17 protein-coding genes are annotated in these 26,781 nt (G+C 57.3%); 10 read left to right on the forward strand and 7 right to left on the reverse strand.

Features of this window, described 5'->3' with window-relative positions; all coding sequences use genetic code 11:
* Window positions 1-39: 39 nt before the first annotated feature.
* The gene (gene hemE, locus SH573x_RS00545; protein WP_479352338.1) at window positions 40-1,965 is read left to right on the forward strand and encodes a uroporphyrinogen decarboxylase; all 1,926 of its coding nucleotides are present in this window, start codon (window positions 40-42) and stop codon (window positions 1,963-1,965) included.
* A gap of 933 nt (window positions 1,966-2,898) precedes the next feature.
* On the opposite strand, the gene SH573x_RS00550 is transcribed toward hemE, so the two are convergent.
* The gene (locus SH573x_RS00550; RefSeq protein WP_479352339.1) at window positions 2,899-3,408 is read right to left on the reverse strand and encodes a cyanophycin metabolism-associated DUF1854 family protein; all 510 of its coding nucleotides are present in this window, start codon (window positions 3,406-3,408) and stop codon (window positions 2,899-2,901) included.
* A 49-nt stretch (window positions 3,409-3,457) separates the two neighbouring features.
* Entirely contained in the window at window positions 3,458-5,677 is a 2,220-nt protein-coding gene (locus SH573x_RS00555) for a cyanophycin metabolism-associated ABC transporter (protein WP_479352340.1), read from the reverse strand.
* 877 nt (window positions 5,678-6,554) lie between these two features.
* Between SH573x_RS00555 and cphA the strand changes: the two genes are divergently transcribed.
* The 5 genes from cphA (at window position 6,555) to SH573x_RS00580 (ending at window position 14,292) form a co-directional block, all read left to right on the forward strand.
* Entirely contained in the window at window positions 6,555-9,218 is a 2,664-nt protein-coding gene (gene cphA / locus SH573x_RS00560; protein WP_479352341.1) for a cyanophycin synthetase, read from the forward strand.
* A 77-nt stretch (window positions 9,219-9,295) separates the two neighbouring features.
* Window positions 9,296-10,693, forward strand: a complete 1,398-nt coding sequence (locus SH573x_RS00565) for a glycosyltransferase family 4 protein (protein WP_479352342.1) — start codon at window positions 9,296-9,298, stop codon at window positions 10,691-10,693.
* A 94-nt stretch (window positions 10,694-10,787) separates the two neighbouring features.
* Window positions 10,788-11,252 (forward strand): hypothetical protein, encoded by a 465-nt coding sequence (locus tag SH573x_RS00570; RefSeq protein ID WP_479352343.1) that lies wholly within the window; start codon window positions 10,788-10,790, stop codon window positions 11,250-11,252.
* Between the two features lie 30 nt (window positions 11,253-11,282).
* The gene (locus tag SH573x_RS00575) at window positions 11,283-12,362 is read left to right on the forward strand and encodes an Mrp/NBP35 family ATP-binding protein (RefSeq protein ID WP_479352344.1); all 1,080 of its coding nucleotides are present in this window, start codon (window positions 11,283-11,285) and stop codon (window positions 12,360-12,362) included.
* A 241-nt stretch (window positions 12,363-12,603) separates the two neighbouring features.
* Window positions 12,604-14,292: a M28 family peptidase gene (locus tag SH573x_RS00580; RefSeq protein WP_479352345.1), complete on the forward strand. Its 1,689-nt coding sequence runs from the start codon at window positions 12,604-12,606 to the stop codon at window positions 14,290-14,292.
* A 29-nt stretch (window positions 14,293-14,321) separates the two neighbouring features.
* Here the strand turns inward: SH573x_RS00580 and SH573x_RS00585 are convergent, their stop codons facing one another.
* Both SH573x_RS00585 and SH573x_RS00590 read right to left on the reverse strand, forming a co-directional pair.
* On the reverse strand, window positions 14,322-15,593 hold the full coding sequence (locus SH573x_RS00585) for a S41 family peptidase (RefSeq protein WP_479352346.1): 1,272 nt from the start codon (window positions 15,591-15,593) through the stop codon (window positions 14,322-14,324).
* A gap of 7 nt (window positions 15,594-15,600) precedes the next feature.
* A complete protein-coding gene (locus tag SH573x_RS00590; protein WP_479352347.1) occupies window positions 15,601-19,269 on the reverse strand; it encodes a S1 RNA-binding domain-containing protein in 3,669 nt (1,222 codons plus the stop codon).
* Between the two features lie 474 nt (window positions 19,270-19,743).
* Here SH573x_RS00590 and SH573x_RS00595 point away from each other — a divergent pair, with 474 nt between their 5' ends.
* The gene (locus SH573x_RS00595; RefSeq protein WP_479352348.1) at window positions 19,744-20,016 is read left to right on the forward strand and encodes a hypothetical protein; all 273 of its coding nucleotides are present in this window, start codon (window positions 19,744-19,746) and stop codon (window positions 20,014-20,016) included.
* A gap of 136 nt (window positions 20,017-20,152) precedes the next feature.
* On the opposite strand, the gene SH573x_RS00600 is transcribed toward SH573x_RS00595, so the two are convergent.
* Window positions 20,153-21,463 (reverse strand): Gfo/Idh/MocA family protein, encoded by a 1,311-nt coding sequence (locus SH573x_RS00600; RefSeq protein WP_479352349.1) that lies wholly within the window; start codon window positions 21,461-21,463, stop codon window positions 20,153-20,155.
* Window positions 21,464-21,592: 129 nt separating this feature from the next.
* Entirely contained in the window at window positions 21,593-22,420 is an 828-nt protein-coding gene (locus tag SH573x_RS00605) for a glycosyltransferase family 2 protein (RefSeq protein ID WP_479352350.1), read from the reverse strand.
* A gap of 276 nt (window positions 22,421-22,696) precedes the next feature.
* On the opposite strand from SH573x_RS00605, the gene SH573x_RS00610 reads away from it, so the two are divergent.
* Complete coding sequence (locus tag SH573x_RS00610) at window positions 22,697-23,353, forward strand: hypothetical protein (protein WP_479352351.1); 657 nt, start codon at window positions 22,697-22,699, stop codon at window positions 23,351-23,353.
* Between the two features lie 408 nt (window positions 23,354-23,761).
* Here the strand turns inward: SH573x_RS00610 and SH573x_RS00615 are convergent, their stop codons facing one another.
* Window positions 23,762-24,799 carry a threonine aldolase family protein gene (locus SH573x_RS00615; RefSeq protein WP_479352352.1) on the reverse strand — a complete coding sequence of 346 codons (1,038 nt, stop codon included), beginning with the start codon at window positions 24,797-24,799 and terminating at the stop codon, window positions 23,762-23,764.
* Window positions 24,800-24,969: 170 nt separating this feature from the next.
* On the opposite strand from SH573x_RS00615, the gene floA reads away from it, so the two are divergent.
* On the forward strand, window positions 24,970-25,950 hold the full coding sequence (gene floA, locus SH573x_RS00620; RefSeq protein ID WP_479356839.1) for a flotillin-like protein FloA: 981 nt from the start codon (window positions 24,970-24,972) through the stop codon (window positions 25,948-25,950).
* Window positions 25,947-26,777, forward strand: a complete 831-nt coding sequence (locus SH573x_RS00625; RefSeq protein ID WP_479352353.1) for an alpha/beta hydrolase family protein — start codon at window positions 25,947-25,949, stop codon at window positions 26,775-26,777. Before floA ends, SH573x_RS00625 begins: the two co-directional genes overlap by 4 nt.
* Window positions 26,778-26,781: the final 4 nt, after the last annotated feature.

A 26,781-nucleotide genomic window follows, 5' to 3' on the forward strand; every position in this document is an offset into this window, starting at 1 on the left:
GTATAACCCGCTTGCTCAAGAAAGACGACCGATACTGTTATGACCGATGCTGCCCCTACACTGGAAGGTCTGCGCGTGGCTGCACTGGAAAGTCGCCGACGCGATGAAATGGCTCGCATGATCGAGCGGTTCGGTGGTCAAGCGTTCGTTTCACCGTCGATGCGCGAAGTGCCCATCACCGAAAATCGCTCAGCTATCGAATTCGCTCATCGCGTACTGACCGGCGAGTTCACCATGGTTATCTTCTTGACCGGCGTGGGCTTCAAGCACCTGATCACCGCTATCGAGAAGAGTCTCGACAAGCAGCGCTTCCTGGATTCGCTCTCCGATATCACCACCGTAGTACGCGGTCCCAAGCCCGCGGCGGCCATGCGCGAGTTTGGATTGACGCCGACCATCAAGGTGCCCGAACCCAATACGTGGCGCGAACTACTGACGACGCTGGACGAAAACGGTGGCGTCACCAACATGAAGATCGGCTTGCAAGAATACGGCAAGCCCAACACCAGTTTGATTGCTGGCCTGGAAGCTCGCGGGGCCGAAGTGGTTAGCGTGCGCGTCTATCATTGGGACTTTCCCGAAGACACCGCTCCGCTAGCCGAGAACGTGCGGGCGATCGCAGCTGGCCAACGCGATGTGTTATTGCTGACCAGTGCGCATCAAGTTGCCAACATGCTGCGCATCGCTGCCGATATGGGCATCGAAGAACAACTGCGCGAAGGTCTGAAGCAGATGATCGTCGCTTCGATTGGTCCGACCACCAGCGAAATGTTATTGCAGAATGACTTGCCGGTGGATTTGGAACCCTCGCATCCCAAGATGGGTCACTTGGTTCAAGAGACAGCCGAACGGGCGCGCAGCCTGTTGGGTGGTCGAGCCGCTCGGCAGGTCGCCGTCCGCAGTGGGAACTTTCAACCGCAAGATCGCGGCGCAGCCTGGTACGATGGCCCCTTTATGCGGGCGTGCCGCCGCGAAGCCTCTTCGGTAACACCGATTTGGCTGATGCGACAAGCGGGGCGTTACATGGCTGAGTATCGGGCCGTACGCGAGAAGGTCAGCTTTCTCGAGCTCTGCAAAGACTCGGCGCTGTGCGCAGAGGTAATGGTCACGGCAGTTGAGAAGTTGAAGGTCGACGCCGCCATTATCTTCTCTGATCTGCTGCCGATCCTGGAACCGATGGGCATGCAGTTGGAATTCGCCAAGGGCGATGGACCAGTCATTCATAACCCTTTGCGCGAAGCCAAAGATGTCGAACGCGTGCTCGAACTGGAGAGCATGGAGTCGCTAGACTTTGTGATGAAGACGGTGACGCTGACTCGCAATGCGCTTTCGCCCGAGATTCCGGTCATCGGTTTCGCCGGTTCGCCGTTTACGCTGGCCAGCTACATGATCGAAGGTGGATCGAGCCGCAACTATCACAACACCAAGAGTTTGATGTATCGCCATCCAAGTGCTTGGAAGGAGCTGATGCGCAAGTTGTCGCGCACCGTGGCTCGATATCTGAACGCCCAGATTGCAGCTGGAGCCCAGTGCGTGCAACTGTTCGATTCTTGGGCTGGTTGTCTATCGGTTGATGATTACCAGAAGTATGTCTTGCCTCACATGCGCCTGATCATCGACAGCATTATTCCCGACGTACCGGTGATCAACTTTGCGACCGGCAATCCGGCGTTGTTGCCACTGCTGCGCGGTGACTCGCGCACCGTGGTCGGCATCGACTGGCGCGTGCCGCTGGACCAAGCCTGGGCGACCGTCGGCCACGACCGCGCGGTGCAAGGCAACCTCGACCCGGTGGCCTTGTTGGCTGAACCTGAGACGATTCGCGAAATGGCGGAGAATGTTCTGCAAGCCGCTGGCAATCGTTCGGGTCACATCTTCAACCTCGGCCATGGCATCTTGCCCCAAACCAACGTCGACAATGTCATCGCCCTGGTGGACATGGTGCACGAAATCAGCCAGCGATAGCTAAACTGCGGAGTTTGTAGAGCGGCTGTCCCCAGCCGCTCAGCACCCTCTAATCACAGCACCCTCTAATCACAGCATCTGCAAACCGCGGATCTCCTTTGCAGCAGTGGCGTGGACTTAGTTGCTTAGCAGATCCATTTATAAAACGCAGAGTTCGCAGAGTCCGCAGAGAAAATGCAGGCGACATAGTTTGCCGCGGGCCGCCAGTTTTAAAGGTCTTCTCTGCGATCCTCCGCTTCTCTGCGTTTTAAAGAGAGCACCCTCTAATTACAGCATCTGCAAACCGCGGATCTCCTTTGCAGCAGTGGCGTGGACTTAGTCCTAGCAAATCCATTTATAAAACGCAGTTCGCAGAGTCCGCAGAGAAAATGCAGACGACAAAGTTTGCCGCCCCGTGTTTTGAAGTGACTTGGGTTGGAGGGTGCTGAGCAGCTGGGGACAGCTGCTCTACGACCGGGGACAGACCAGCGGCTGGTATGGGAAATGATATTGCTTTCAATGCCAACCGCTGGCCGCGATAGCAACCTGAAATTGGCTGGCAGGCGTGCACGATGATTGATCTCCATCCATAAATATGAGCGATCAACCATCATGGCTAACTTCGTGCAATGCTCCGCCTGGGATGGCTAGCCGAAAGTCACCCGCACAGCTCCGCAGATTTCCCTGTAAAAACCTTGGGCCGATGCAGTGGTTCAAGAATTTGTCCAGCGTCCGAGGGCTTTGGCATGCCCCGTGCATTTAGAGACTTTCATCAAACGACGTACGCTCGTTAGTTTGATTCTAAACTTAATCGAAAATTTGAAGAAAAGCGACGCGACGAAGTTTCGTGCAATATCGGCCCGCACGGAGCCCGTCGCGTTCGCTCTTTTATCTCGAAGCGCATTAGCGGTATAGCTGTGCATCTGATGAGGATCACCTAAGGCGAAAGTGCACTTATGTGATGTACCACTCGATCCATCTGCGTCCGTAGCGGTCCAGGCGGCGATCGTCTTCGATTAAATACCGAATGCCGTGGGCATCGATGATCAGCACGCCGTGAGTCCCCAGTCGGCGAATGTCTTTCTCATCGTTCAGTACAAACTCGGTTAAGCCGCGGTCGGTTTCGACGCGCCACTTCGACGGCTCGGAGTTGCCAGAGACCCACACGATGCGTTGGATGTGGGGCACAAATTCGCGGCTGTTGAGTTCTTCGTTGAGCAGTTTGCGCGAGCCGGCGTCGAGCGTGACTGGGTCATCGATGGTAGTCACTTCACGGCCTTGGCGGTCGACCAGCACGATCCAATGGTTCGGATCGGTCAGCGGAAACATGCGGATGGGAGCCAACCCCGCGTAATGTTGACCCGACGTCTCGATGGCTTGCAAGAGACCATCGGTGCCGCGAATGAGCTTCATGCCCTGCGGATCGAGTTTGGGTTCTATGTGTTGCAAATCATCGGGGTCCATAAAAACGTCCCTGGCAGTGTGCGTCGGGTGTGATGGCGGCAAAGGGTTTTTAGCCGACGGCGACCTGTTCATGTTTTTCGAGCTGAGCGTTATAGAGTCGACGATAGACGCCGTCGCGGTCAAGCAATTCATCGTGGCCGCCCACCTCAACGACTTGTCCGTCCTCCAGGACGATGATGCGGTCAGCATTGCGCAGCGTGCTCAAGCGGTGGGCGATGGCAATCGTCGTGCGACCGCGAATCAAGTTGTCGAGGGCTTTCTGAATCTCGCGTTCGGTCTCGTTGTCCACCGCCGAAGTTGCTTCGTCCAAGATCAAAATGCGCGGGTCGGTCAGCAGAGCACGAGCAATCGAGATGCGTTGCCGTTCGCCGCCGGAGAGCGATTGGCCGCGCTCGCCGACGATCGAGTCATACCCTTCGGCTAGTCGCAGGATAAAACCATGCGCATGCGCGGCTTTGGCTGCTGCAATAATCTCAGAGCGGCTCGCTTCAGGGCGACCGTAAGCGATATTCTCGGCGATCGTGCCATAGAACAGATAGGGCTCTTGCAGCACGATGCCGATATTGCGGCGATACTCTTCGAGCGGAAACGAGCGAATATCGGTGCCATCGGCCGTGATCGAACCGTGCAGTGGATCATAAAAACGACAAACCAGGTTTACCAGCGTACTCTTGCCCGAACCGCTCGGCCCGACCAAGCCAATTAGCTCGCCGGGATTGATGTGCAAGCTGACGCTCTTGAGGACTTGCCGATTGCCATACTTGAACGAGATATCGTTCACGCTCAAGCGACCACTCAAGCGACCGGGATGATGAGGCTTGACCGGTTCGCTGACGCTAGGCACGCGGTCCAAGATTTCAAAGATGCGGTAGGCTGAGGCGGCCGCCCGCTGAGTATTGGCCAGCATGTGGCTCATCGAATCCAAACGCACGTAGAACCGCGTGGTATAAGCCAGAAAGGCGGTCAGCACACCCACGGTGATACTGCCCGAGGCGACACGCCAGATACCGAACGCCCAGATGATCAGCACGCTGATCTCGGTCAAAAGCGTGACGGTGGGACCAAAGAAGGCCCACAGTCGATTGACCTTGACGTTGGAATCGAGCACATGCTTGTCAGCTTGCCGAAAGCGATCGACCTCGCGCGACTCTTGCGCGAATGCTTTCACCACTCTCACGCCCGGGATCGCGTCGGTCAACACACTGACCATATCGCCCCACGCATTGGTCGCGCGGGCAAAGCCATGTCGCAACCGAGTCCTAACTTCATGCACCAACCAGGCAATGGCTGGAAAGGGCAATAGGGTCACCGCGGCCAGGACTGGATCGATCCAGAGCAGCACGATCGAAGTAAAGATAAACATCAGGACGTCGGTAATAAAGTCGACCAGGTGCATCGACAGAAAGTTACACAGTCGATCCGTATCGGAGCTGATGCGAGAAATCAGGTCACCTGTGCGGCGACCGCCGTAGAACTCCAAAGACAACCGCTGCAAGTGAGCGTAGGTCGCCACCCGCAGATCGGAGCTGACCTGTTCGCTGGCCAAGGCGAGCACAAACGTTTTTGCCCAGCCCATCAGCCACGCGGCCACGGCGGCGACAGCCAAAAGACCCAAGTACCATCCGACCAGCCGCGGCGAAACACTCGCACCGTTCTGCATGGGCAGCAGCACTTTGTCCAGCAGTGGGATCGACAGATAGGGCGGAACCAAACCGGCCGCGGTGGCGGCCACAGTCAATAACAGACCAGACAAAATCGTCAGGCCGCGCCGGCGGGCAAAGGGAAATAAGCGTCGCAACGAGTGAGTCGCGGGCGGCGCGGCGACCGGAGTGCAACTGGGGCAGACCGGGTCATCGCTGCTGAGCACAAACCCGCACGAGGGACAGGTCTGGGGTTCGGCGCTGGAGAGCGACTGTTCATGGGAGCGAATAGCGCCGTGGAATGCACCCACAAAGCGGTCAACTTGGGCGTTTAAGGCTGCCGTGAACCACCACTGCTGGACGACCGTTTGGTGGCGGCTGAGCGTGAGCTTGCCCAACCCACCGGTTACGCCGACCTCGAGCGTTAATTCCGCGCCCAGTGCCCAGCTTTCCGTAGAACCCCCATGCGGAACATAGAGGAGTCGGCGGTTGGTCAGGACCAATAAAGAAGCTTCAAAATGCCGCTGACGGTTAAGGTTAGGTGCAAAAGTTGCTTGGACTGCTTCGCCTGCTTGGAGTGCAACTGGAGGTACAGCAGCCGATTGGATTGCTTGATTTTCGGTCGACATACGTCGCGGATACCCAACTGATGACGGCTGTTTGCACGAAGTTGGCTGTATTGTAACCGTTGGTTGATTTCTCCGAAATCGACGTTAGCCCGCCTATCGGGGGTCAAACAGCGACCGTATCGGAATGCGTCCAGCATTTCGAACAGCAATCGTAGCGGAATGCGTCCAGCATTTCGGTGGAGTAGCGGAATGCGTCAAGCATTTCGAACGGTGGGGGCTAAGCCGATGGTGAGCATGTGTGACGAAAGCCTTGACGGCTTCCGCTACGGAAAGAAGACAATTTGGGGCTAGCCTTTTGGCAGGAGGTGGCGATAATAGGGCCTGTCTGGAGGAGTCTGCCAGAATAACAGCGTAAAGCACGGACGAGGGTAGAATACTTTAAGGTTTGACCCACGCGCAGGCAGACAATAGTTCATTGAAGTTGAAAGCTTAGGTAACGTCCCTGTATCGTTGCCAAGCCAGCGTACAAGTATCAGGATAAATACGGGCCGCAATTCAGGATTGAGGTTGCGGCATTCTAGGATGAACAATTGCTTGTCTAACCAAGCGTCCCACTCGACTTGCCCATGAATGGGCGGCGGTGAGTTAAGTTATTCGGAGAGGTGGTTCGAAAAACTCAGCTTCGCTGCAGCCTGATTGCATTCCTGCCACAAGCTTGCTTGCTTCCGTTTTGGCAACGTCGGTCACCACTGGATGTGAAACTCCGGTGAACTTCTGCGCCTAGTCGGACCCATGTCTGCCAGCGATCCATGCCCGCCACTTGTGGCCACAATCCCCTAGATGTCGCAACCCAAGGTTTACACCCATGTAAGCCGATAACAATTACGGTTACGTAAACGCTTATTCCTAATTCAGGAAAGTTCCTGACACCAAAACTATGACCAAACAAGAAAATGTTCAGCCTCTCTCGCTCCGTAAAGTATTGGCTCTGCGAGGGCCGAACTTGTGGGCGAACTTCCCGGTCTTGGAGGCCTGGGTCGATCTGGCGGGACTCAGCAGCGCCACCACCATTTCCTTAAGTGGATTTGGCGGGCGCTTGATGGCGTGGATGCCAACTCTTATCGAACATCGATGTTTAGCCGACCAACGCGGCGCGTTTGTCGAGCGACTCAACAGTGGTACCAACTTGGCGCATGTGCTCGAACACGTGACGCTGGAAATTCAATCGCTGGTAGGCAACCAAGTTAGTTTCGGACGCACCAAAGAACTGGACCAGCCTGGCAGTTACCGCGTAATCGTCGAATACGTTAACGAACAAGTCGCCAAAGCCGCTCTCAACCTGGCGGTGCGCGTGATTGTGGCTGCGATTGAAAACAGCCCGATCGATTTGTCGACTGAGATCACCACTCTGCGCGATATGGCCTACGACGTTTGCCTGGGACCGAGCACGCGCTCAATCGTGGATGCAGCCACGCGTCGGGGTGTGCCTTACTTCCGCCTGAACAGCGGCTCACTGGTGCAATTGGGTTACGGTTCCAAACAGCGCCGTATTCTGACAGCTGAGACCGACCGCACGAGCGCGATTGCAGAGTCGATTGCCCAGGACAAGGAGCTGACACGACGACTGCTGTCGTCCGCTGGCATCCCTGTACCGCAGGGTTGCCCAGTCAGCGATGCGGCTGAAGCCTGGGAAACGGCACAGGAGCTGGGCTTGCCCGTCGTCGTCAAGCCGCAATATGGCAACCACGGCCGCGGCGTGACCACCAACCTCTTGACGCAGGCCGAAGTAACGGCCGCCTATGAAAATGCTCGCCAAGAAGAATCGACGGTAGTGGTCGAAAAGTATCTCGAAGGTGATGACTACCGCTTGTTGGTCGTTGGCGATCGCCTGATCGCGGCGGCCAGGCGCGTGCCGGCTCAAGTCACTGGCGATGGCCAGTCGACGGTCCGACAGTTAGTTGCCGAAGTGAATAAAGACCCACGCCGCAGTGATGGCCACTCGACGGTGATGAGCTTCATCACGCTCGATCCGGTTGCCGAAGCCGTGTTGGCTCAACAAGGTCTGACCGCTGACAGCGTGCCCCCAGCTGGCCACATTGTATTGATCCGTCGCAACGCCAACTTGAGCACAGGTGGCACGGCTTGCGACGTTACCGATATCGTGCATCCCGAAGTGGCCGCTCGCGCGGTCGAAGCGGCCCGCATCATAGGCTTGGATATCGCGGGTGTAGATGTAATCGCCAAGGACATCTCGGTCTCGTTAGAAGCTCAGCGTGGTGGTATCGTCGAAGTCAATGCCGGCCCAGGCTTGCGGATGCATCTGCAACCCAGCGAAGGTTCATCGCGACCCGTGGGCGAAGCTATCGTCGATATGCTGTTCCCAGTTGGCGATAACGGTCGCGTGCCCGTAGTGGCCGTCACTGGTGTCAACGGCAAGACCACAACTACACGACTAGTCGCACACGTGCTGGCTCAACAAGGCAAGCGCGTAGGTATGACCACCACCGATGGAGTCTATATCGGCGCGCGGCGCATCGATGACGGTGATTGCAGCGGTCCGCAGAGCGCTCGCAAAGTGCTAACCAATCCGATGATCGACGCCGCCGTGCTGGAAACAGCTCGAGGTGGCATGTTGCGAGAAGGGCTAGCCTTTGATGCGTGTGATGTGGCCATCGTCACCAACGTGGGCGAAGGCGATCACTTAGGCCTGGGCCACATCCATACCTTGGAACAGCTGGCAGAAGTAAAACGCATTCCGGTGGAGGCCGTCGACAAGAGTGGTTCGGCTGTACTGAATGCCGACGATCCATTGGTAGCTGCTATGGCTAGTGCTTGCCGCGGCGCGGTCGTGTTCTTCTCGCATGCAGCCGACAATCCGCTGCTAGTGAAACGTCGATCCGAAGGTGGTCGCGTCGTGTTTACGCGCGATGGGGCATTGGTGCTAGCGCACGGTCCTTCGGAGTTTTCGTTAATCACCCTCGATCGTGTGCCACTGACACATGCCGGTAAGATCAAGTTCCAAGTTGAAAACGTCATGGCTGCAGTCGCGGCGACCTGGGCCCTGGGCGTGCCCGCAGAATTTATTCGCGCTGGACTGGAAACCTTCGCCGCTTCGCTTGATTCGAGCCCCGGACGCTTCAACGTCTTCTCGATGAATGGTGCGACGTTAGTGGTTGACTACGGTCACAATCCTTCGGCGCTCAAGAGCGTGCTGGAAGCCATCGCGGGCTTTCCCGGTGCGCGACGCATTGCGGTTTACTCGGCCGCCGGCGACCGGCGCGATAGCGATATGATCGATCAAGGCCGATTGCTCGGCGACAGCTTCGATCATGTGCTGCTGTACGAAGGCTGTTACGTCCGGGGACGCGAACGCGGTGACATCATCAAACTCTTTGGCGAAGGTCTGCATCAAGGCAAGCGCTGTCGCGAACAGGTGGGTTATTCCACCTGGAAAGAAGCTGCCCAGCGAGCGCTCGATATGGCTCAAGCCGGCGACGTGGTACTGATCCAAGCCGACGAAGTCGACGAGTCGGTGGCGTTCTTCCGCGATATCGCGATCCAACACCAGCAAGCCATCGAACGCAAGTTGAAAAAGCAGTAATCGATTCCTAGCGGAAGCCGATGTAGCGGAAGCCGTCAAGGCTTTCGGAATTTGAACGCACCGGAAATCCGAAACGCTTGACGCGTTCCGCTACGGGGACGTTTGAAACGCTTGACGCGTTCCGTTACGATTATCTGCTCAACATTAAGGGTGATGACTTGCGGATAGTCTATTTGACGGCCGGTGCAGCTGGCATGTATTGCGGGAGTTGTCTCCACGACAACGCGCTGGCCAAGGCTCTTATTGCTCAAGGTCACGACGCGCTGCTGGTGCCGACCTATACACCGATTCTGACCGATGAATCGAGCGTGGCTGGCCAGCGGCTCTTCTATGGTGGATTGAATGTCTATCTGCAGCAGGTCTTTGCACCAGCGCGATGGCTACCCAAGTGGGCGGACCGTTTTCTGAGTTCACCGAAGCTGGTGGGTTGGATCGCCTCGCGCTCGATGGGCACCACAGCGGACAAACTCGGTGGTCTAACTGTTTCCATGTTGCAAGGCAAAGATGGCAACCAGCGCAAGGAGGTAGATCGACTGGTGGATTGGCTGGCCAGCGAAATTCATCCGCAGGCGATTATCTTTTCGAACCTGTTGATTGGCGGAGCCATTCCAGAGATTCGTAAGCGACTAGCCTGCCCGCTGGTGGTTATCTTGCAGGGTGATGATGCGTTCTTCGATCAACTAAGCGAACCATTCCATAGCCAAGCGCTGGCCCTGTTGAAGAAACTTGCACAGCAAGTCGATCTGTTTCTAGTTCATTCGCGCGCCTATGGCCAGCGCATGCAAGAGCGTTTGGATTTGCAGCCCGATCAATGGCAGGTAACACCGTTAACGCTTGATCCCCAAGACTTTATCGCCTTGCCACCTCGCGACTTTCGCGATGATCGACCGCCGGTGATCGGATACCTGGCTCGGTTGGCACCTGAAAAGGGTCTGCATGTGCTGGTCGATGCCTTTTTGGAACTGGCCAAGAGCCATCCGGATGCCAGGTTGGAGATCGCCGGTTGGTTAGGTCCGCAACATCAAGACTACTGGCAGCAGCAACAGGCGCGCCTGGCCGCCGCGGGTTTGAGTTCGCGAGTACACTATTGGGGCAGTGTAGATCGCGCGGGCAAGCTCGAGTTTTTGCAGAACATCGATGTGTTGTGTGTCCCGGTAACGCACTTCGAACCCAAGGGTTTGTTCGTGTTGGAGGCGATGGCAGCTGGGGTGCCGGTGGTGCTGCCCAACCATGCGGCGTTTCCCGAGTTGATCGAACGCCTTGGAGGTGGTCACTTGGTTCCGCACGGCGACACGCAGGCCTTGGCCGAGCGGCTACACAGTGTAATCACGGATTTGCCTACGGCTCGTGCGCTGGGGGCACTTGGCAGGGAACGCGTACTGGGCGAGGCCACTACCGCTGGCGAGGCCACACGCCTGGCGAAGATCCTGCAGGAGCTGATAACTAGCCACCGTCGCCAGACGGTGAACATGTAGCCAACGTCGCCAGACGGTGGACATGTAGCGAAATCCACCGCTTGGCAGCGGCTACCAAAAGGTCGCTGTGCAATTAAAGGGACCGAAAACAGAAATGTCCGAACTCTTGCATGGTGAAACGCTCGTGTGGGTCAGCTACGATCGAGCCCAGGTCTTTTCGGCTGGCCTGAAGGGCATGCTGGAAGCGACCTTGCCCGAGACGTGTCGTCTGCAAGTGTTGCTGGCCAGCAGTTTCGAAGAAAGTTATGCCCTGGTTGAGCAACATCGTGCGGGCCTGGCGACGCTAGCCTTGGTGACAGAGGATGAACCGGTCGCCATGCGTGTTTTGCGACGGCTGCAATTGCGGTTTCCAGCTTGTATTCGCTGCGTCTATTTTCCCGAGCCGTTGTTGTTGGATGAACTGCGACTCAGGGAGGCGGGTGCCCAGATTGTCGTCAAGCAGATACCATGGATGCAGCGACAATTGTCGATGATTGTCTCCGCCGCTCCCAGGCGGGCTGGTGGCAATCACCCCCTGACGACCGGACTTGTGGACCGATTGCCTTGGAAAGAGGCCTAGGTCCCGTTGATCGAAAGACCATCAAGCACCATGAGTGACTCCGATATCATCTCCAAGATTCGTGAAGCTGCCGGACGAATGCGCGATCCGGAAACCGGCCGACCGCTAGCCAAGAACAGCCAGGTCGGTTCGGTGGAAGTGAACGGCAACGCGGCCACCTGTGTCATCAAACTCACCACGCACAGCTCGCCGATTGCCGACGAGTTTTGTCAGAGTGTCAGCGAAGCCATCCAGACTGCGGTGCCCCAGTTGAGCAGTGTCGAAGTTGTGCGCGAGGTGCTCGATCGACCCGCGCTGCCGCTTGGCCAAATTGGGCTGAACGTCAAGAGCGTCATCGCCGTCGGTTCGGGCAAAGGTGGTGTCGGCAAGAGCACGCTGGCCGCTTCGATCGCGCTGACACTGCAGAAGTCTGGTGCCAGCGTAGGTCTGCTGGATGCCGATGTGTATGGTCCCAGCGTGCCGCATTTGCTCGGGCTCTCGGGTCGCCCCGAGATTCAAAATGGCAAGATCATGCCGATCTTTGCCGGACGCATGCCTGTGATGTCGATGGGCTTTCTCGTAGGTAAGAACGAAGCCGTCGTGTGGCGCGGTCCGATGTTGCATGGCGCGATCAATCAATTTTTGAAAGATACCTACTGGGGTTCGCTGGATTACTTGATCATCGATATGCCTCCCGGCACAGGTGACATCGCTTTGACCCTGTCGCAGATGTTGCCGCTTAGCGGCGCGGTCGTCGTGTGCACTCCACAAGAGGTCGCTCTCCTGGATGCCGTAAAGGCCATCGCCATGTTCAACAAGGTCTCGATACCGATCCTGGGCATGGTCGAGAACATGAGCGGATTTATCTGTCCCGACTGCAACAAACGCTACGACATCTTTGGCCGAGGCGGCGCACGTGACAAAGCGGCGGAGCTGGATGTGCCATTCTTGGGCGATGTGCCGATCACCATCAACCTGCGAGCTCAGAGCGATCAGGGCGGATTGTCCGCAGCGCTTGACGAACCAAACTGCCACGCCTCGATGGACCGTATCGTACGCGCCTTGGCTCGCGAACTGGCCCGCAAAGCTGCACACGCACCCGTCACGGCTGCTCTGCCAGTATTGACCTAAACAATCGTGGCGGAATGCGTCAAGCATTTCGAAAATGGTCGTAGCAGAATGCGTCAAGCATTTCGAAGCCTGATGAGCGGAATGCGTCGGGGTCGAAAGCTTTGACGGCTTGCGCTACGGTGGTTATGACCGAGCCAACGCATCCACCGTCTGGCGACGGTGGCTACGGCAGACAACGCGTTCACCGTCTGGCGACGGTGGCTACGGGGTACCACTTCAATTCTGTAACGAGTTCCCAATCATGCCACAGCCTTCGCAACTCACGCATACTCGGCAGGCAGAGCGGCGATGGTGGTTAGCGGTGGCGCTGTATGTGGTGATCGGTGTCGTGGCGGCCCTGCAGTACAGTGGCCCAGCTCCGCGACCATCTAGTGCTGAAGGAGGTGTATCGGCTGGTCGTGCACTGCAGACTTTATCGAATGTGCTAGGTGACCAGCAGCAGCCGCATCGCACTGGGACCAAAGAGAACGAAGAGGTGCGTATTCGCATCTTAGGCTTGCTGGATGAACTCGGCTTGGAAACGATGCAGTTTCCTTTCGAGCCACCGGCAGAAGGTTTGCAATGGCTGGCGTCGCGCAAGATCGATTTGCAATTAACGCATCCGCTGATCTCGATCGTGGCCAGGGTGCCTGGTGAGAAACGTAGTCGGCCAGTGGTGCTGGCCTCCCACTATGATGGCGCGCCTGACGCACCAGGGGCCGGTGACGCGGGCCAGTGTGTCGCCGCAATCTTGGAAACAGCCCGGGCGCTAAAAGAGGAACCGCTCAAGTATGAGACGTGGATTCTATTAACGGATGCCGAAGAGTTAGGCTTGTGGGGAGCTCAGGCGTTTGTCGCCGCGGGGCACGCACCTTGGGGCGATGGTAAACCGGTGGTCATCAACTTTGATGCTCGTGGTGATCGTGGCGCTGTCCTGTTGTATGAGACGCACGAGAACAACTACCGCGCCATGCAACTGGCTGCGGGCTCGATTGCTTATCCACAAGTCTCGACCAGTTTGATGGTCAATGTTTACAAGCGCTTGCCCAATGGCACCGACTTCACCATGTTTCGTGACGGCGGTTGGTGCGGCTGGAATTTTGCGGTGGTAGCCGGTGCAGATCGCTACCATACACCCAACGACAATATTCAGAACTTGAGTGCCCGCAGCGTGCAGCACTTTGCTGCCCATGCATTTCACTTGCTGCGCGGTCTGGATCGATTGGCACCGGCTGAATTGCAAAATTTTGATCAATCGCAGCCGGCCGTGTTCTTCGATGTGCTAGGCCTGTTTTTGATCGTGTATCCAATGAGCTGGAATATGGCTCACTTGGCGCTGGTGGCGGTTTTGTGGTTGATTTGTTGGTTTTTTGCACGTTTTTATCTGCGGCCCGTGCGAGTGCTGGGACTATTGGGATTGGGCATCGGCATCGCGGCAGTTGCCTTTGGTTTGGGATGGATTGTTATTCGTGGCCTGCAAGCGGCCGATCTTTCGCCGCGCAACTTTGTGACCGGTTATGAGTGGGTTGTGTTGGTGTTTGCGATCTTATCGATCGCTTTGTTGTTCAGCCTGGGACGCATGGCAGGCTGGATCGGTAATGCCGCAGAGATCATTCAAACGACCGGTTTGTGTTATGGACTACTGGCTGCGCTAGCATGTTGGTGGTTGCCAGGCGGTGCTTATTTGTTTCTCTGGCCGGCAATGGCGTTGAGTTTGAGCCTGATAGGCTGGACGAACCTTCAGCGGCGCTGGGAGTCTGAAAAGTCATCGACGGCCTTGGTTGTGCTCGCGACTCTCGTGCCAGCCCTGATGTATGCGCCCACTTATGTACTGCTGGCCCAAGCGTTGGGTCCACGCGCAGGTATGTTGATTGCCCCCTTGGTGGCCGTGATGATGCTTCCGACGCTGGCCGCCTGGGGGCAGCAACCGCGGCTAACGCCGTCGGTTTAGATACTCTAACCGCGGCTAACGCAGTCGGTTTAGTTCGAGAGCAGATATTCAACCGCTTGTCTTAACTGCGGGTCGCCGGAGTAGGGCGGGGCGGGCGGTTGAGGTCCGATGCTGCGGCGTGGATCGCTGGACTGTTGCCAGCGGCGGAACAAGTAGATCTGTTGCGGTTCGGTGAGGCCATACTCAAGACCTTTGTCCGGTGAGACGCCCCAGACATCGGTGGGCTTCATCTCTGGAGTGCGATGAATGTTAGCGCCACTAGGCCGCAAGTAACGCGCGATCGTGAACTTGATGGCCGTACTGGCATGATCGATCTCAAAGACTTGCTGTACCGTCCCTTTGCCAAAACTGCGGTGGCCCGCGATCTTGGCGCGACCATTGTCCTGTAAGCAAGCCGACATGATTTCGCTAGCGCTGGCCGATTGATCGTTCTGCAGAATGACGATGGGAATCTCCAGCGGCAACTCCAAATCGGGATCGGCCGATTCAGTATGATCAAAGCCCGAGCGTCGTCCCTTAGTGGAAACGATGCGGCCTTCGGTCAGCAGCATATCGCACATTTCCACCGCGGCATTCAGCACACCACCTGGATTGAATCGCAGGTCGATTACGAGCGCTTTGGCAGTCGGCTTGACTTGCTTGAGCACCTGTCGAAACTCTTCAGCCGTGCGTTCGCCAAAGAGCGACACGCGGATGTAAGCGATTTGCGGCTCTTCCGGCAGAAAGTAATTCCAAGTTGAATCAGCGTTGATATGATCGCCCACCACGGAGTCAACTTTGATATCAGCACGCTTGAGCGTTAATTCAAGATCGTCTTTCTCGGTGCTGCGACGAATCGATAGATCAACTGTCGTACCTACCGGTCCGCGCATTTGGTCGCGGGCATCATCGGAGGTCATCTCTGCGGTCGATTGGCCATTGATGCGTACGATTTCGTCGCCGGGTTGAATGCCAGCTTCATAGGCCGGCGTATTTGCTAGCGGCGCGACCACCGTCAACTGCTTGGTGGTAGGTGGACCTTCGATCAAGATGCCCACACCACCGAACTGCTGACCAATGGTCGCTTGGAACTCGGTGTACTCGGTCGCGGGTATGAATTCCGAGTAGGGATCCAGTTTCAGCATGCCCTTCATGGCCGCCTGATACAGATCCTCTCCCTTGACCTCGTCAACGTAGTTCTGCTCGATCGTTTCTATGGCGGCCCCGATGCGACCGGCATACTTCAGTCGCTTGGCTTGCACGTAACAGAGCAAGCACACGAGGGTGGCCAGGATTAGTATCTGAGCATTGCGAGCTGGCAAGAGCGGGTCACTCGGTGGTTGGTTGTTCCGCGTCACCGGTTGGCTGAGCCGACGGAGTTGTCGCCTGCGTTGGCTCGGCAGGTGTCGCCGGCGGTGGTGCGACTTGTTCTTCGCGAACTTCGGTGGCAGCAGCCTCCGGGTTGGCTGGTGTTACCGTAGCGGGCGGGGCTGTATCGGTACGTTTAACTTCGTAGAACTGGAGCAGATCGGAGAACGAGCGCAGAGGCTCTTGTCCTTTCTTCATCGCTTCCGTGATCGGTGCGGCTGGTTTCTTGCTCTTGACGACCACGGGCCGCGATTCATCACGGCGGCCTCCACGGCCACGATTATCTCCGCGTCCACCATCACGTCCGCCGTCGCGTCCACCATGTCCACCGCGCGGTGAGCGATCGCCACGGTCTGGTCGGCGACCTTCTTGGCTACCGGCGCCGGCAGGTGCGGGACGGTTGCCGCCCGAGCGACCACCTGGGCCGCGATCCTGCGAACCACGTCCACCTTGACCTTGACCCTGCCCCTGCGCTTGCCCCTGACCATGGCCTTGTCCCTGACCTTGGCCACGCGGTCGACCTTCGTTCCGGCGAGCTTGTTCGTGCTCGCGTTGATCTTCAGCCAGGCGGCGTTGTTGTTCAGGCGACAGGGCAGTCAGTGCGACACGTTTCTTTTCCGGGTCGACCGAAACCACCCAAGCTTGAATCAAGTCGCCAATCTGTACCGCTTGATGTGGGTCTTCGACATAGTCAGCCGATAGACGGCTGATGTGGATCAGGCCACCGCAATCGGGACCGAGTTCCACAAACGCGCCGAACTCGGCTACACCAACCACAATCGCATAGACGGTCATGCCGGGTTGCAAGTCAGCCAGGGTGGGTACGCTGGTTAACATGGGCACCGGCGGGCGTCGATCGCGAGAATCGCTGAAAGGTTTGGCGAGGCAGTTGGCCAAGAAGGCCACTTTGGCTCGACCAACTTGCCAACCCTTGGCCAGTTTTTCCGCATCCACCGGTGGCGGAGCAGATTGTTCGGTTACCACATCTTCCGAGTATTCAGGCTTGATCGGTGAGGCAGTGGCGGTCTCTTCGGCAGCTTGCGTTGCCGCTGCGTCGCCGGTTCCTTCAGCACTAGTGTCTGGTTCGCCTGCAGCTTCGACGTCGGAGACGATTGTAGTCTCACTAGCGGTGGCTGATTCGGCGGCAGGGTCAACTGCGGTGTCGCCTGCGGCTTCAATGGTTGATTCGGCGACTATTTCAGGGGCGGCAGCTGGCTCGGTCGCGCCTGTATCAGTATCAGTCGCCTCGTTAGCAGCGACTGGTTCTGCTGCGCTGGATTCGCCTTCGCTTACTGGCTTGGCCGATTCTGCCGCAGCGATTCTGGGCAGCTTGGGAGCTTTCACCTTAGGCGGCAACCAGCCTTCTGGTGCAGGCGGTGGCTCGGTCAGCTCAGTGCCCTCGATGATGCGTTGGGCCAGGCGATAATCGTCAGGATGAATCAGCGTGCCGTCGAGCGGCTGGGGACTTTGGAAGATGCGAATAAAGCCGAGTGCTTGTCGCTTGCCAGTCTCCGGCCAATCGGGAATTAGATTGACGAGGGCTTCGCGCGACGTGAACTCGCGTTTGGCTGTCATCTCGGCCAGCTTGGCAGCGATTTCGGCCGAGACGCCGGGCACGTAATTGAATTGTTGTTCCGACGCATAACGCGCATCGACGCCTTTAACGCACAAGCAATCCGAGAGCGTGGCTGTGACCAACCGCTTCAGCGGCTCTTGCGGCAATTCTCTCTGATAACTGCCCAAGCGCAGGCGTGTTGGATCGAGCTTGAGTAATTCGCCTAGCGGATCTTGCAAGCGCCGGCCGAGCCATACCGCGGCACGAAAGCGGCGATTGAGTTGCGGGAAGTCGATGCTGGCTTGCTTGCTGGTCGCGTACGCTTCAGCCCCGCCACGGTCGACCATGGTCCAGCGCAGGTTGCTGCCTGCGCTCTGCTTCATCAGCTCCACCAATGTATGAATCAAAAATCGCCGCGCCGGTCCGTTGGAGATCGCGACGAGCGTCACCTTGTGCTTGTGCACCAGTTCGCCGAGCATGATCACGTTTTGGCTGACGACCGATGGCAGCGCGGTGCACACAACTTCTTGAGTGACTATGCTCTTGCCGCGCGCATCGACGACCGCCACGCAGGCCGAGTTGGGACCAACGGTATCGATCACCAGGATGCGATGACCTTTGACCGGGCGTTGTAGCAGCGAGGCTCGCAATTGATCAGTGGCGGCTTCCAGCAGCTTCTGCTGGGCCAATTCATCTTGCTCGGCCAACGTATCGCTTTCGGCCTTGGCGTACAGGCCAGTACTCAACGCATGTTCAGCCGCTTCGGCAAACCACTTGGCCAACGGATGCGATTCGGGCACAAAAACATCGCGGGCCATGTTGATCAGTTGACGTCGATCGTAGTCCAATTCGACTTTGATCAACTGGCTGCGCTGGCCGCGACCGATCATCAGCATTTGATAAGCGGTCAAGCGATTGACGGGTTTTTTGAGCGATTTTAGCGGTTGCAGCACACTGCTGAGCCAGCGGCGGCGGCGTTGGCGTGGCGTGAGTTTGGCGGCCGACTTGGGTGATGGTTTTTCAGTGGTTTTGCGTTTGCCCAGTTTGGCATCGCGCGACTTCTTGGCCGATTCGAACGACAAGGAGATCGGCGCTTCGCCTGTGGTGACTTCGCCTGCACTTACTTCGCCTGCACTTACTTCGGTGGCGGCGCCTTCAGTGGTGCTGCTTTCTGTAGAGGCGGCATCGCTATTCGATTCACTGGTGCCGGATTCGCTGGTGCCGGATTCGCTGGCGAGCGACTCAGTAGTTGCCGAACCATCGCTGGCAACAGGTGGGGTGGCAGGCGTATCGTCCTGCTCGGGGCTGTCGTGCTGGTCGTGCTGTTCGGCGTGTTGTTCGGTATGTTCATCGTGATCACCGATCAGATCGTCTTCGGCATGTGCCCAAGCGTCGGTATCGTGATCTGCTTCGCCCGAGTCGGTCGTTGGTGCCGCGTTATCGGACTTACCTGCTTCGGCATTTTCTCGGTCGGGTTTGGACTTGGCCGAGGGTTCGGGCAGGTGTTCGACGCGTATGGTGGCTTTCTTTTGAATCGCTTGGCGCATGCGTTCAAAGAGTCGCGTGTCACCGGCCAGCAGGGTGCCTATCAGGCGTGACGATTGCTGCAGTAGGCCTTCGACCTGGGCGGCTTCCACCGACATTTGCTCGGCGACCCAGGAGGGTAAATCGGCCACCGGTCCGCTGGCGGCGATCATCTTTTCGAGCAGTTGCGAAGGCTGGCCGGTGCGTTCACCACTCTGCTTGGCCGCTTTGCGCGAACGAAAGCAGCGCATGGCGACGTCGATGGCGGCGATTGATTGCCCATGCTCGACGCGTTGCTTGGCCTCTTCGTCCAGTTCAACGCCTTCGCCTAAATGCGCTAGGGCTTCTTGCCTGGCGGCATTCAATTGATGTTCACGCTCGAGGGCGAATTTTATCGCCCACAAGACAGAACCAGGCAGGTGGCCTGTTTCGTCAGCGCGATGGCGAGCGATGAAGGCGGGTTGGTAACCTTGCTCGAGCAAATCGGCTGCTAATCGCAGCTGATCTACTGGCAAACGCAATTGCTGAGCAATATTGCGAAGGTCAATCATAAATCGACAGGAGTCCGGTCACCCCCAGCAACCCTGGCAGGCGCTTGCTGAGACTATGACGAAAGTGGTCACAAAATGGGCTAAAACGAGAATTAGGTCCCAGTTTAAACGCGCGAATCTAAGGTACACAGGGCGGTATTGTCAAGCGTACAGCCACCGAGTCAAGCAGAACGATCAGGGTAAAGCTAAATTGCCCATTTTGTTTTATCGGAAAAATTTGGCTGATCGGCAAGGTTTGAGTGGTGCATAGGCCTTATTCTAGCCGATCTAAACCGGCATGTTGGACATTCCACCGGGTGGAGTGCGGAAAGCTGATTGCAATTGACGAAAAATTCGTTTTCTGTAGATCGCAAGCTGCACTTGTCGCCTCGATGGGAAAACCAGTAGCAAGTTACTCGCGAGTTGCCACTGCGCACGAAACACAGCGCAAAAACTCGCAGCGCAATGACACAAGCCCTCAAGACAGGTAGATGCATGGACCGCTCTCACTTGCGGCTTTTCAATCCACAGGCCAGCCACTGCGAAGAATCGCCCGCTTCCGACTCCGGTAAGCCCGCCGTCACGTACCAACGCGTCGTGGGCGAGGCCCGCGTGGCCGTATCGGTCAACGACTTGTTGCCACTGCTGGCCGACGCCTGGCAGAGCCGTCGTGCCTGGCTGGGCGACTTCTCCAACGATCGCGTGATTGTCTCGCAAGACTTGTACGAAGTTTTGTTGGCCTACAAGCGCATCAACCGTGCTGCGTAACGGATGAACATCTCCAGCGACCTGGCATAACGTCAGTCCAACACCGACACGCACTCCTACTCCTACTCCTACTCCTACTCGTAAAGTAAGGTCGCCATTCAATTCGAGTAGGAGTAGGAAGAAGAGCAAGCATCGCTTACATGCTGACGAGCGAATACGGCTCGCGCATGGTGGGCAGGATGAGATTGTTGGCTTCTTCGTCAAAAAATTGTTCGCTCTGGGGATCCCATTGCAATTGGCGACCCAGTTGCATGGCGATGTTATTGATGTGGCAGAGCGTGGCTGTCGAATGACCGATCTCGTGGTTGGCAATGGGCTGGAAGCGCGTGCGTACACAGTCCAGGAAGTTGCGATGATGACCTGGACTGCGACCGATCGTTAGCTCCAGTGTTTCTGGGTCGGTGGCCAAGATCTTGGCATCTTTGGCTTCCAACTTGCCCCCATGGACATGCACGAACAACCAGCCATCGGTGCCTTCAAAGCGAATACCGCGCGGTCCTTGTGCACTGCCGACCACTTGCAAGCCATTGGCATAAACGTTGATAAATTTGTAGTCGAAGAACACGTCGTACAACGAACCAGCGTTACGCTTACCTTCGGCGGAATACAACACGGGTGTAGTGCCATCGGTGCCTAAGTACATCTGCACCAGATCGAGCACATGCGCGCCGCGATCAGTGATCTCGCCGCCTCCGGTCGTCGATACCCAGCGCCAATTCTGATGCACCCGTTCCGGAATGTAAGGCACTAGCGGTGTGTGTCCCAACCAGCGATCGTAATTCAACTCCGGTGGTACTTCGCGCACCGCTGGCATCGTTTGCAGAGCTCGCACTTGTTGATGATGAGGTTCATCGGTCGGCAAGTTGACTACGACGCGCTGCAGGTCGCCGATGTAACCGTTGATCAGTAATTCACAACCGAAGCGAATCGAGTTGTTGCTGCGCTCGTGACTGCCGGTTTGCAGAATATTGCCGTAGCGATTGACCGCATCGACGATCGCGCGACCTTCTCCAATGCTGCCGGCCAGCGGCTTTTCACAGTAGATGTCTTTGCCTTCGCGGGCCGCTTGCACTGCGCTAATACCGTGCCAGTGATCGGGAGTCGAGATGACCACCGCTTCGATGCTCGGTTCGCGCAGCATGAGCAGTTGATCTTCGAAGATCTTGCAGTCGGTATTGCCATAGTGATCATCGACCAGTTTCTTGGCCTCTTCGGCATGCAAGCGATCGACATCGCAGACCGCCACGACTTGCACATCGGATTCGGCCAAGAACTTTTTTAGATTTGACTGGCCACGACCACCGGTGCCAATGGCGCCCATGATGATGCGATCACTGGCCGCCGGCGCGTCTTCCAAACCCAGTGCGCGAGCCGACACAAACAGCGGTGCAGCCAGCGCCGCGGCTGACGTGCTCCGTAAAAACGAACGTCGACTCGATCCAGACATAGCATCACCCAATTCAACGCAAAAGTAGTTTGAAGCTACCCCGCATTGTAGTTGGAATTTAACTGAAGCGGCTAGCAGATCCCATTTGGAAACGCTGAGTTCGCTGAGACCGCAGAGATCCGGTGGCGCTTATCGCCAGCTGTAGCGCAAGATGCAGGCCAGCGTGCTGATGAGGTCTTTCAGACCGATCTTTTTGCCTTCTTCCCAACCGCGGGCTTGATAACGCACCGGAACTTCTTCGATGCGCACACCCAGTTTGGCCAGCTTGGCAGTGATCTCGGGTTCAAAGCCGAAACGCTCTTGCTCGATTTCGATATCGTTTAGCAAGTCACGTTTGAACGCTTTGTAACAGGTCTCCATGTCGGTTAACCGGTAACCGGTCATGAGATTGGAGAAAGTTGTCAGCAGCCAGTTGCCCAAGCGGTGCACACGCGACGGATCCTGCTGCGAGTTCATCAGGTAACGCGAACCGTAAACCACATCGGCCGTGCCATTGCGCAGCGGTTGAATCACATTCAAGATGTCGCTGGGGTCGTACTCCAGATCGGCGTCCTGAACAATGACGATTTTGCCAGTCGCTAAGCGGAAGCCGGTTTGCAGGGCGGCACCCTTGCCAGCGTTGAGCGCATGATGAATGACCCGCACTTCTTTGAAGTGTTCCAACTGCCGGAGAGCTTGCGGCGTTTCATCAGTACTGCCGTCGTTGACGACAATGATCTGCTTGCTGATGGCCAGACGTCGCACGCGATCGACGATCTCGAGCACGGTCTTGGGTTCGTTGTAGACCGGAATGATGACGCTCAGTTCGCACTGAGCCGTGGTCGGTGCGGGCGCGAGCGATTGAGCTGCCTGATCGACCAGGGCGGAGGCATGCTCGAGTTTGTCGAGAGCTTTATCGATTGGCTCGCCAATAACGGTTAGCGAAGGCAACGCATCTGGAGTCTTGGTAGTGGTCATAGGCTGTCGCGCGGGATCGGCGTGCGCTCAATCCGAAAACTTGTAGGGATGTGATCATCACACCTGAAGGAAAACCGCAATTGGCTACCCTCAGGCAACAGGCTCCGCCGGTGGAACTGTAGCCCGCGGATTGGTGATGGGCGATCGAAAACTGGCTGGCATTTGGCACAAACCACTCACCGCGGGTCTTTCTGTATCTACGACGCGGAGTGTAAGCTGGATGAGCAAATTGTTGAACTTCCAGCAAATACCTCTGTAAACGACTGACAAACGAGCATGATATCGCCCGTAGCTTTCGCGATTGCTGCCATGCCAGCGGCCATCTACCTGCTGTTGGTTGGCCGACTGCGTTTGGCACGGCGCCCGTTGGTGACGACCGGCTGGCGCGATACGACTGCCCTGGGCATCGCCATTATGGGGTTGGTGGCGATCGGCCCGATGCAGCTGTTCTTTCCGACCTACGCTGCCGCCCGCTTTGCCGGCTGGGTATGGTTGATGCTGCTGGCGTTGTACTTGTTGAGCTTGTTACTGGTTGTGCTCAGCTGCCGACCTCGCTTGATCGTGTACGGTTTGGGTGAGGAGCAGTTCTACTACGCGCTCCAGGCGGCCGCGCGCCGCGTGGACCATGAAGCTGGCTGGCAAGGCCACGTCCTGACACTGCCCACAGCCGGGCTGCAACTGATGGCTGAACCGACCGGTGCCCAAGGTGTGCAGTCAGCCACCAGCGTGGCCGGGCTGACCAGCATCGCACCCTGGATCCAGTTTGAAAAAGAAGTTGTCAAAGAGTGCCGGCAAATGAACTCCCAACGCAGCGGCTGGGCTGGCCTGGGATTAACACTCTTCGGAGCTGGACTATTGGCCATAGCCGTCACCATGATCGTCACCGATCCCGGTCATGCGCTGACGGAACTACGCGAGTTCTTCACACGCTAAGGCACCGCATGGCGTTAAAGGTTCTGGGTGGCACTGGCTATGCAATCGAAATTACTATGCGTGAGTTGCTCTCCACCGACCTGGCGTCCGTGGAAGCACGACTGGTGGGCTAGGGCCTGACGCCTAGCCAATCAGTCATCGGTCCACCGAAACAATGCTCGGTGGGGCCGAAGCCTAAATCTTCGTGTCGAACACCTGTAAGGCGCAAAGATGCTTGCGTTAACATCTTTGCGCCTTAGCGCCTTTGCGTGAGGCTGTCTTTCGTCTTCTAAAAGTCGGGGCATCGTTTCGGCAACTGGCAACAATCGTACAAGTCAATCGCGGAAGTTGCTCCGACGCCGATAAAGTGGACGAACAAAACGTTCCATGCACTGGCAATGCTGCGCATAGCCAGTGCCACCCCCTATCCTACTGGCCCAACTTGCCAATGACCTGGCACGCCCGTTCGATGGCTGCAGTGTCGACATCCAAGTGTGTCACAAAGCGCACCAGTTGTGGTCCAAAAGGCAGGGCACCAATACCGTGCTGAGCCAGCCGCTCGACGAATTGAACGGCTGTGCCGGCAGTTGGGTCGACTCGAAAGATGACCATGTTGGTATCGATGTTGGCGGAGGTTACGGATAAGTCGCGAGTATGCTCGATGGCATTGGCCAACAATTTGGCATGCACATGGTCCTGTGTCAGTCGCTGAAGATTGTGGTCCAGAGCATACAGGGCGGCGGCGGCCAGTACACCGATTTGGCGCATCCCACCACCAAAGAGTTTGCGCGCACGTCGCGCGGCGCGAATAAAGTCTTTTGGCCCTGCCAACAATGAACCAACCGGTGCTCCCAATCCTTTCGAATAACACACCGCCACGGAGTCAAAGGGAGCGGCCAGGTGACCGACCGATTGACCACTGGCCACCGCTGCGTTGTACAGCCGGGCTCCATCTAAATGCGTCAGTAGTCCGTGGTCATGTGCCCACTGGCAAATGGCTTCGACTGCCGGCTGCGGTTGAAGCGTACCGCCACCTCGGTTGTGCGTATTCTCCAAACAGACCAGGCGGGTCATAACCGAATGATCCGCGGGCGAGCGAATTAGCTGGGCTAATTGATCGGCCTCAAGTACGCCATCGCGGCCGGCCACGGTGCGAGCCACCAAGCCGCTCAGCTGTGCGAAGGCACCTTGCTCGTAATGATAAATGTGGCATTCGGCTTCGCAGATGAATTCATCGCCTGGACGGCAGTGCACGCGCAGGGCAATTTGATTGGCCATTACGCCGCTAGGCATAAAGATGGCCGCCTCTTTGCCCAGTTCGGCCGCCCCGCGTTCCTCCAGCCGCTGCGCAGTGGGATCAATGTCGATGACATCATCACCAACTTCCGCAGCCGCCATCGCCGCGCGCATGGCCGCACAGGGCTTGGTAACGGTGTCGCTACGTAAATCGATTTCAAAATTTGGCATAATTTTTTTGTGTGCATGGGCTCCGCAGGGGACCCAGCTGGCAGAGGACGGTGGCAGGGGAGGGTGGCAGGGCTGATTCGAACCTGCATTGTCTTTCGCGGAGCCCGGTCAGACTATATCATACGGCGGTTCCCTTTGATGCAGCTTTGACGAGAGTGGTTATCATGCCGATGCTTTTCCTAGCAGAGATCAACGCCTTTACGATTGTCACTTTCACCCTGATCGCCATCCTGGCGATGGTGGCTCTGGTGTTTGTCGTTTCCCTGTTTGCTTTCGGAGCCCTGTGGATTCAAGCCGCGGCGGCCAGTGCGCGGGTGAGCATGTCGAGCCTGGTTGGCATGTACTTTCGCCAGGTGCGGGCACCAATCATCGTCAATGCCAAGATTATGGCGGCGCAAGCCGGACTGGATATCTCTTCGCGCAACGGCATCACTACCGCGCGGCTGGAAGCGCATTATCTGGCGGGCGGCAATGTGATGAGTGTTATTCAGGCCATTATCGCCGCCCAGCGCGCCGGCATCGATTTGGACTTTGACCGCGCGGCAGCCATCGATTTGGCCGGTCGCGATGTGCTCGACGCTGTCCGTACCAGCGTACAACCCAAGGTCATCGATTGTCCCGACCCACGTCGCAGCGGTAAAGCAACGCTAAGCGCGATAGCCAAAGATGGTGTTGAATTGCGCGTGCGGACTCGAGTAACGGTGCGGACCAATCTCGAACAATTGATCGGTGGCGCAACCGAAGAGACGATCATTGCTCGCGTGGGCGAATCGATCATTAGTTCGATCGGGTCCAGCGATTCGCACCAGAAGGTGCTGGAAAACCCAGACTTGATTTCGCGAACCGTGTTGCGACGCGGCCTGGATGCGCAGACAGCCTTTCAGATTGTGTCGATCGATATTGCCGATATCGATGTTGGCGACAACATCGGCGCCCGACTGCGAGCCGACCAGGCCGAAGCAGACGTGCGCGTGGCTCGAGCCCGCGCGGAACAACGCCGCGCCGAGGCCATTGCCATGGAGCAAGAGAATCGCGCTATCGTGGTTGCTAACCGCGCAAGCCTGGTATTGGCCGAAGCCGAAGTGCCACGCGCGATGGCCAATGCATTTCGACAAGGCAACCTCGGTTCCACCTTGGGAGCGTCCAGTTGAGCTTGCCGCTACGACGCAGCCAACGCGTTACCTTCTTGGGAGGCGCTGGTGTCCAACTAGCCGGCATTGTCGATCTGCCAGTCGACCAACCGCAAGCCATGGCTGTGTTTGCACATTGCTTTACGTGCTCCAAAGATATTAAGGCCACAGTGCGCATCGCCCGCGAACTGGCCGCTCGCGGTCTGGGTGTGCTGCGCTTCGACTTTATGGGCCTGGGTGAAAGCCAAGGTAACTTCGCCGATTCCAACTTCACCACCAACCGCGCTGATCTGCTGGCCGCCATTCGTTTTATTACCGAGCAGTACGCGGCACCCACGCTGCTTATCGGACATAGCTTTGGTGGAGCCGCCGCGCTATCGGTGGCTAGCGAAGTCGAATCGGTGTTGGGCGTGGCTACGATTGCGGCTCCTAGCGACACGCATCACCTGGCGGCGCTGTTGGAACGCATGAATCCAGCCATCGCCCAGTCCGGAAGCGGAGAAGTTTCCATCGGCGGCCGCAGTTATCACATTACTCGTCAAATGGTGGACGATTTTCGCAGCCATGATGTGCTGGCTCAATTGAAGGAGTTTACCAAACCGGTGCTGATCTTTCATGCGCCCGGCGACGAGACTCTGCGGTTCTCGCATGCCTTGCGATTACTGGAAGCGCTGACGCGCGGGACCAGTTCGCGACCAGGCAGTCATCACGATTCGCATTCTTTGTCCAGCCTGATCAGCCTGCCAGGCGCCGATCACTTGCTGGCCAATCGACCGGGCGATGTCGAATACGTGGCGGCCATGTTGGCCACCTGGTGGCAGCGCCTGCAAGCGATCGCTACAGCTTGACTTC

This window comes from Rania fehmarnensis (assembly GCF_056494185.1).

What these genes read in the sequence shown, in the direction of transcription:
- hemE (WP_479352338.1), top strand. Translation starts at nt 40, where the DNA reads ATGACCGATGCTGCCCCTACACTGGAAGGTCTGCGCGTGGCTGCACTG.
- SH573x_RS00580 (WP_479352345.1), top strand. Translation starts at nt 12,604, where the DNA reads ATGCCACAGCCTTCGCAACTCACGCATACTCGGCAGGCAGAGCGGCGA.
- SH573x_RS00595 (WP_479352348.1), top strand. Translation starts at nt 19,744, where the DNA reads ATGGACCGCTCTCACTTGCGGCTTTTCAATCCACAGGCCAGCCACTGC.
- SH573x_RS00605 (WP_479352350.1), bottom strand. Translation starts at nt 22,420, where the DNA reads ATGACCACTACCAAGACTCCAGATGCGTTGCCTTCGCTAACCGTTATT.
- SH573x_RS00615 (WP_479352352.1), bottom strand. Translation starts at nt 24,799, where the DNA reads ATGCCAAATTTTGAAATCGATTTACGTAGCGACACCGTTACCAAGCCC.
- floA (WP_479356839.1), top strand. Translation starts at nt 24,970, where the DNA reads ATGCTTTTCCTAGCAGAGATCAACGCCTTTACGATTGTCACTTTCACC.
- SH573x_RS00570 (WP_479352343.1), top strand. Translation starts at nt 10,788, where the DNA reads ATGTCCGAACTCTTGCATGGTGAAACGCTCGTGTGGGTCAGCTACGAT.
- SH573x_RS00610 (WP_479352351.1), top strand. Translation starts at nt 22,697, where the DNA reads ATGATATCGCCCGTAGCTTTCGCGATTGCTGCCATGCCAGCGGCCATC.
- SH573x_RS00590 (WP_479352347.1), bottom strand. Translation starts at nt 19,269, where the DNA reads ATGATTGACCTTCGCAATATTGCTCAGCAATTGCGTTTGCCAGTAGAT.
- SH573x_RS00600 (WP_479352349.1), bottom strand. Translation starts at nt 21,463, where the DNA reads ATGTCTGGATCGAGTCGACGTTCGTTTTTACGGAGCACGTCAGCCGCG.
- SH573x_RS00575 (WP_479352344.1), top strand. Translation starts at nt 11,283, where the DNA reads ATGAGTGACTCCGATATCATCTCCAAGATTCGTGAAGCTGCCGGACGA.
- SH573x_RS00555 (WP_479352340.1), bottom strand. Translation starts at nt 5,677, where the DNA reads ATGTCGACCGAAAATCAAGCAATCCAATCGGCTGCTGTACCTCCAGTT.
- cphA (WP_479352341.1), top strand. Translation starts at nt 6,555, where the DNA reads ATGACCAAACAAGAAAATGTTCAGCCTCTCTCGCTCCGTAAAGTATTG.
- SH573x_RS00550 (WP_479352339.1), bottom strand. Translation starts at nt 3,408, where the DNA reads ATGGACCCCGATGATTTGCAACACATAGAACCCAAACTCGATCCGCAG.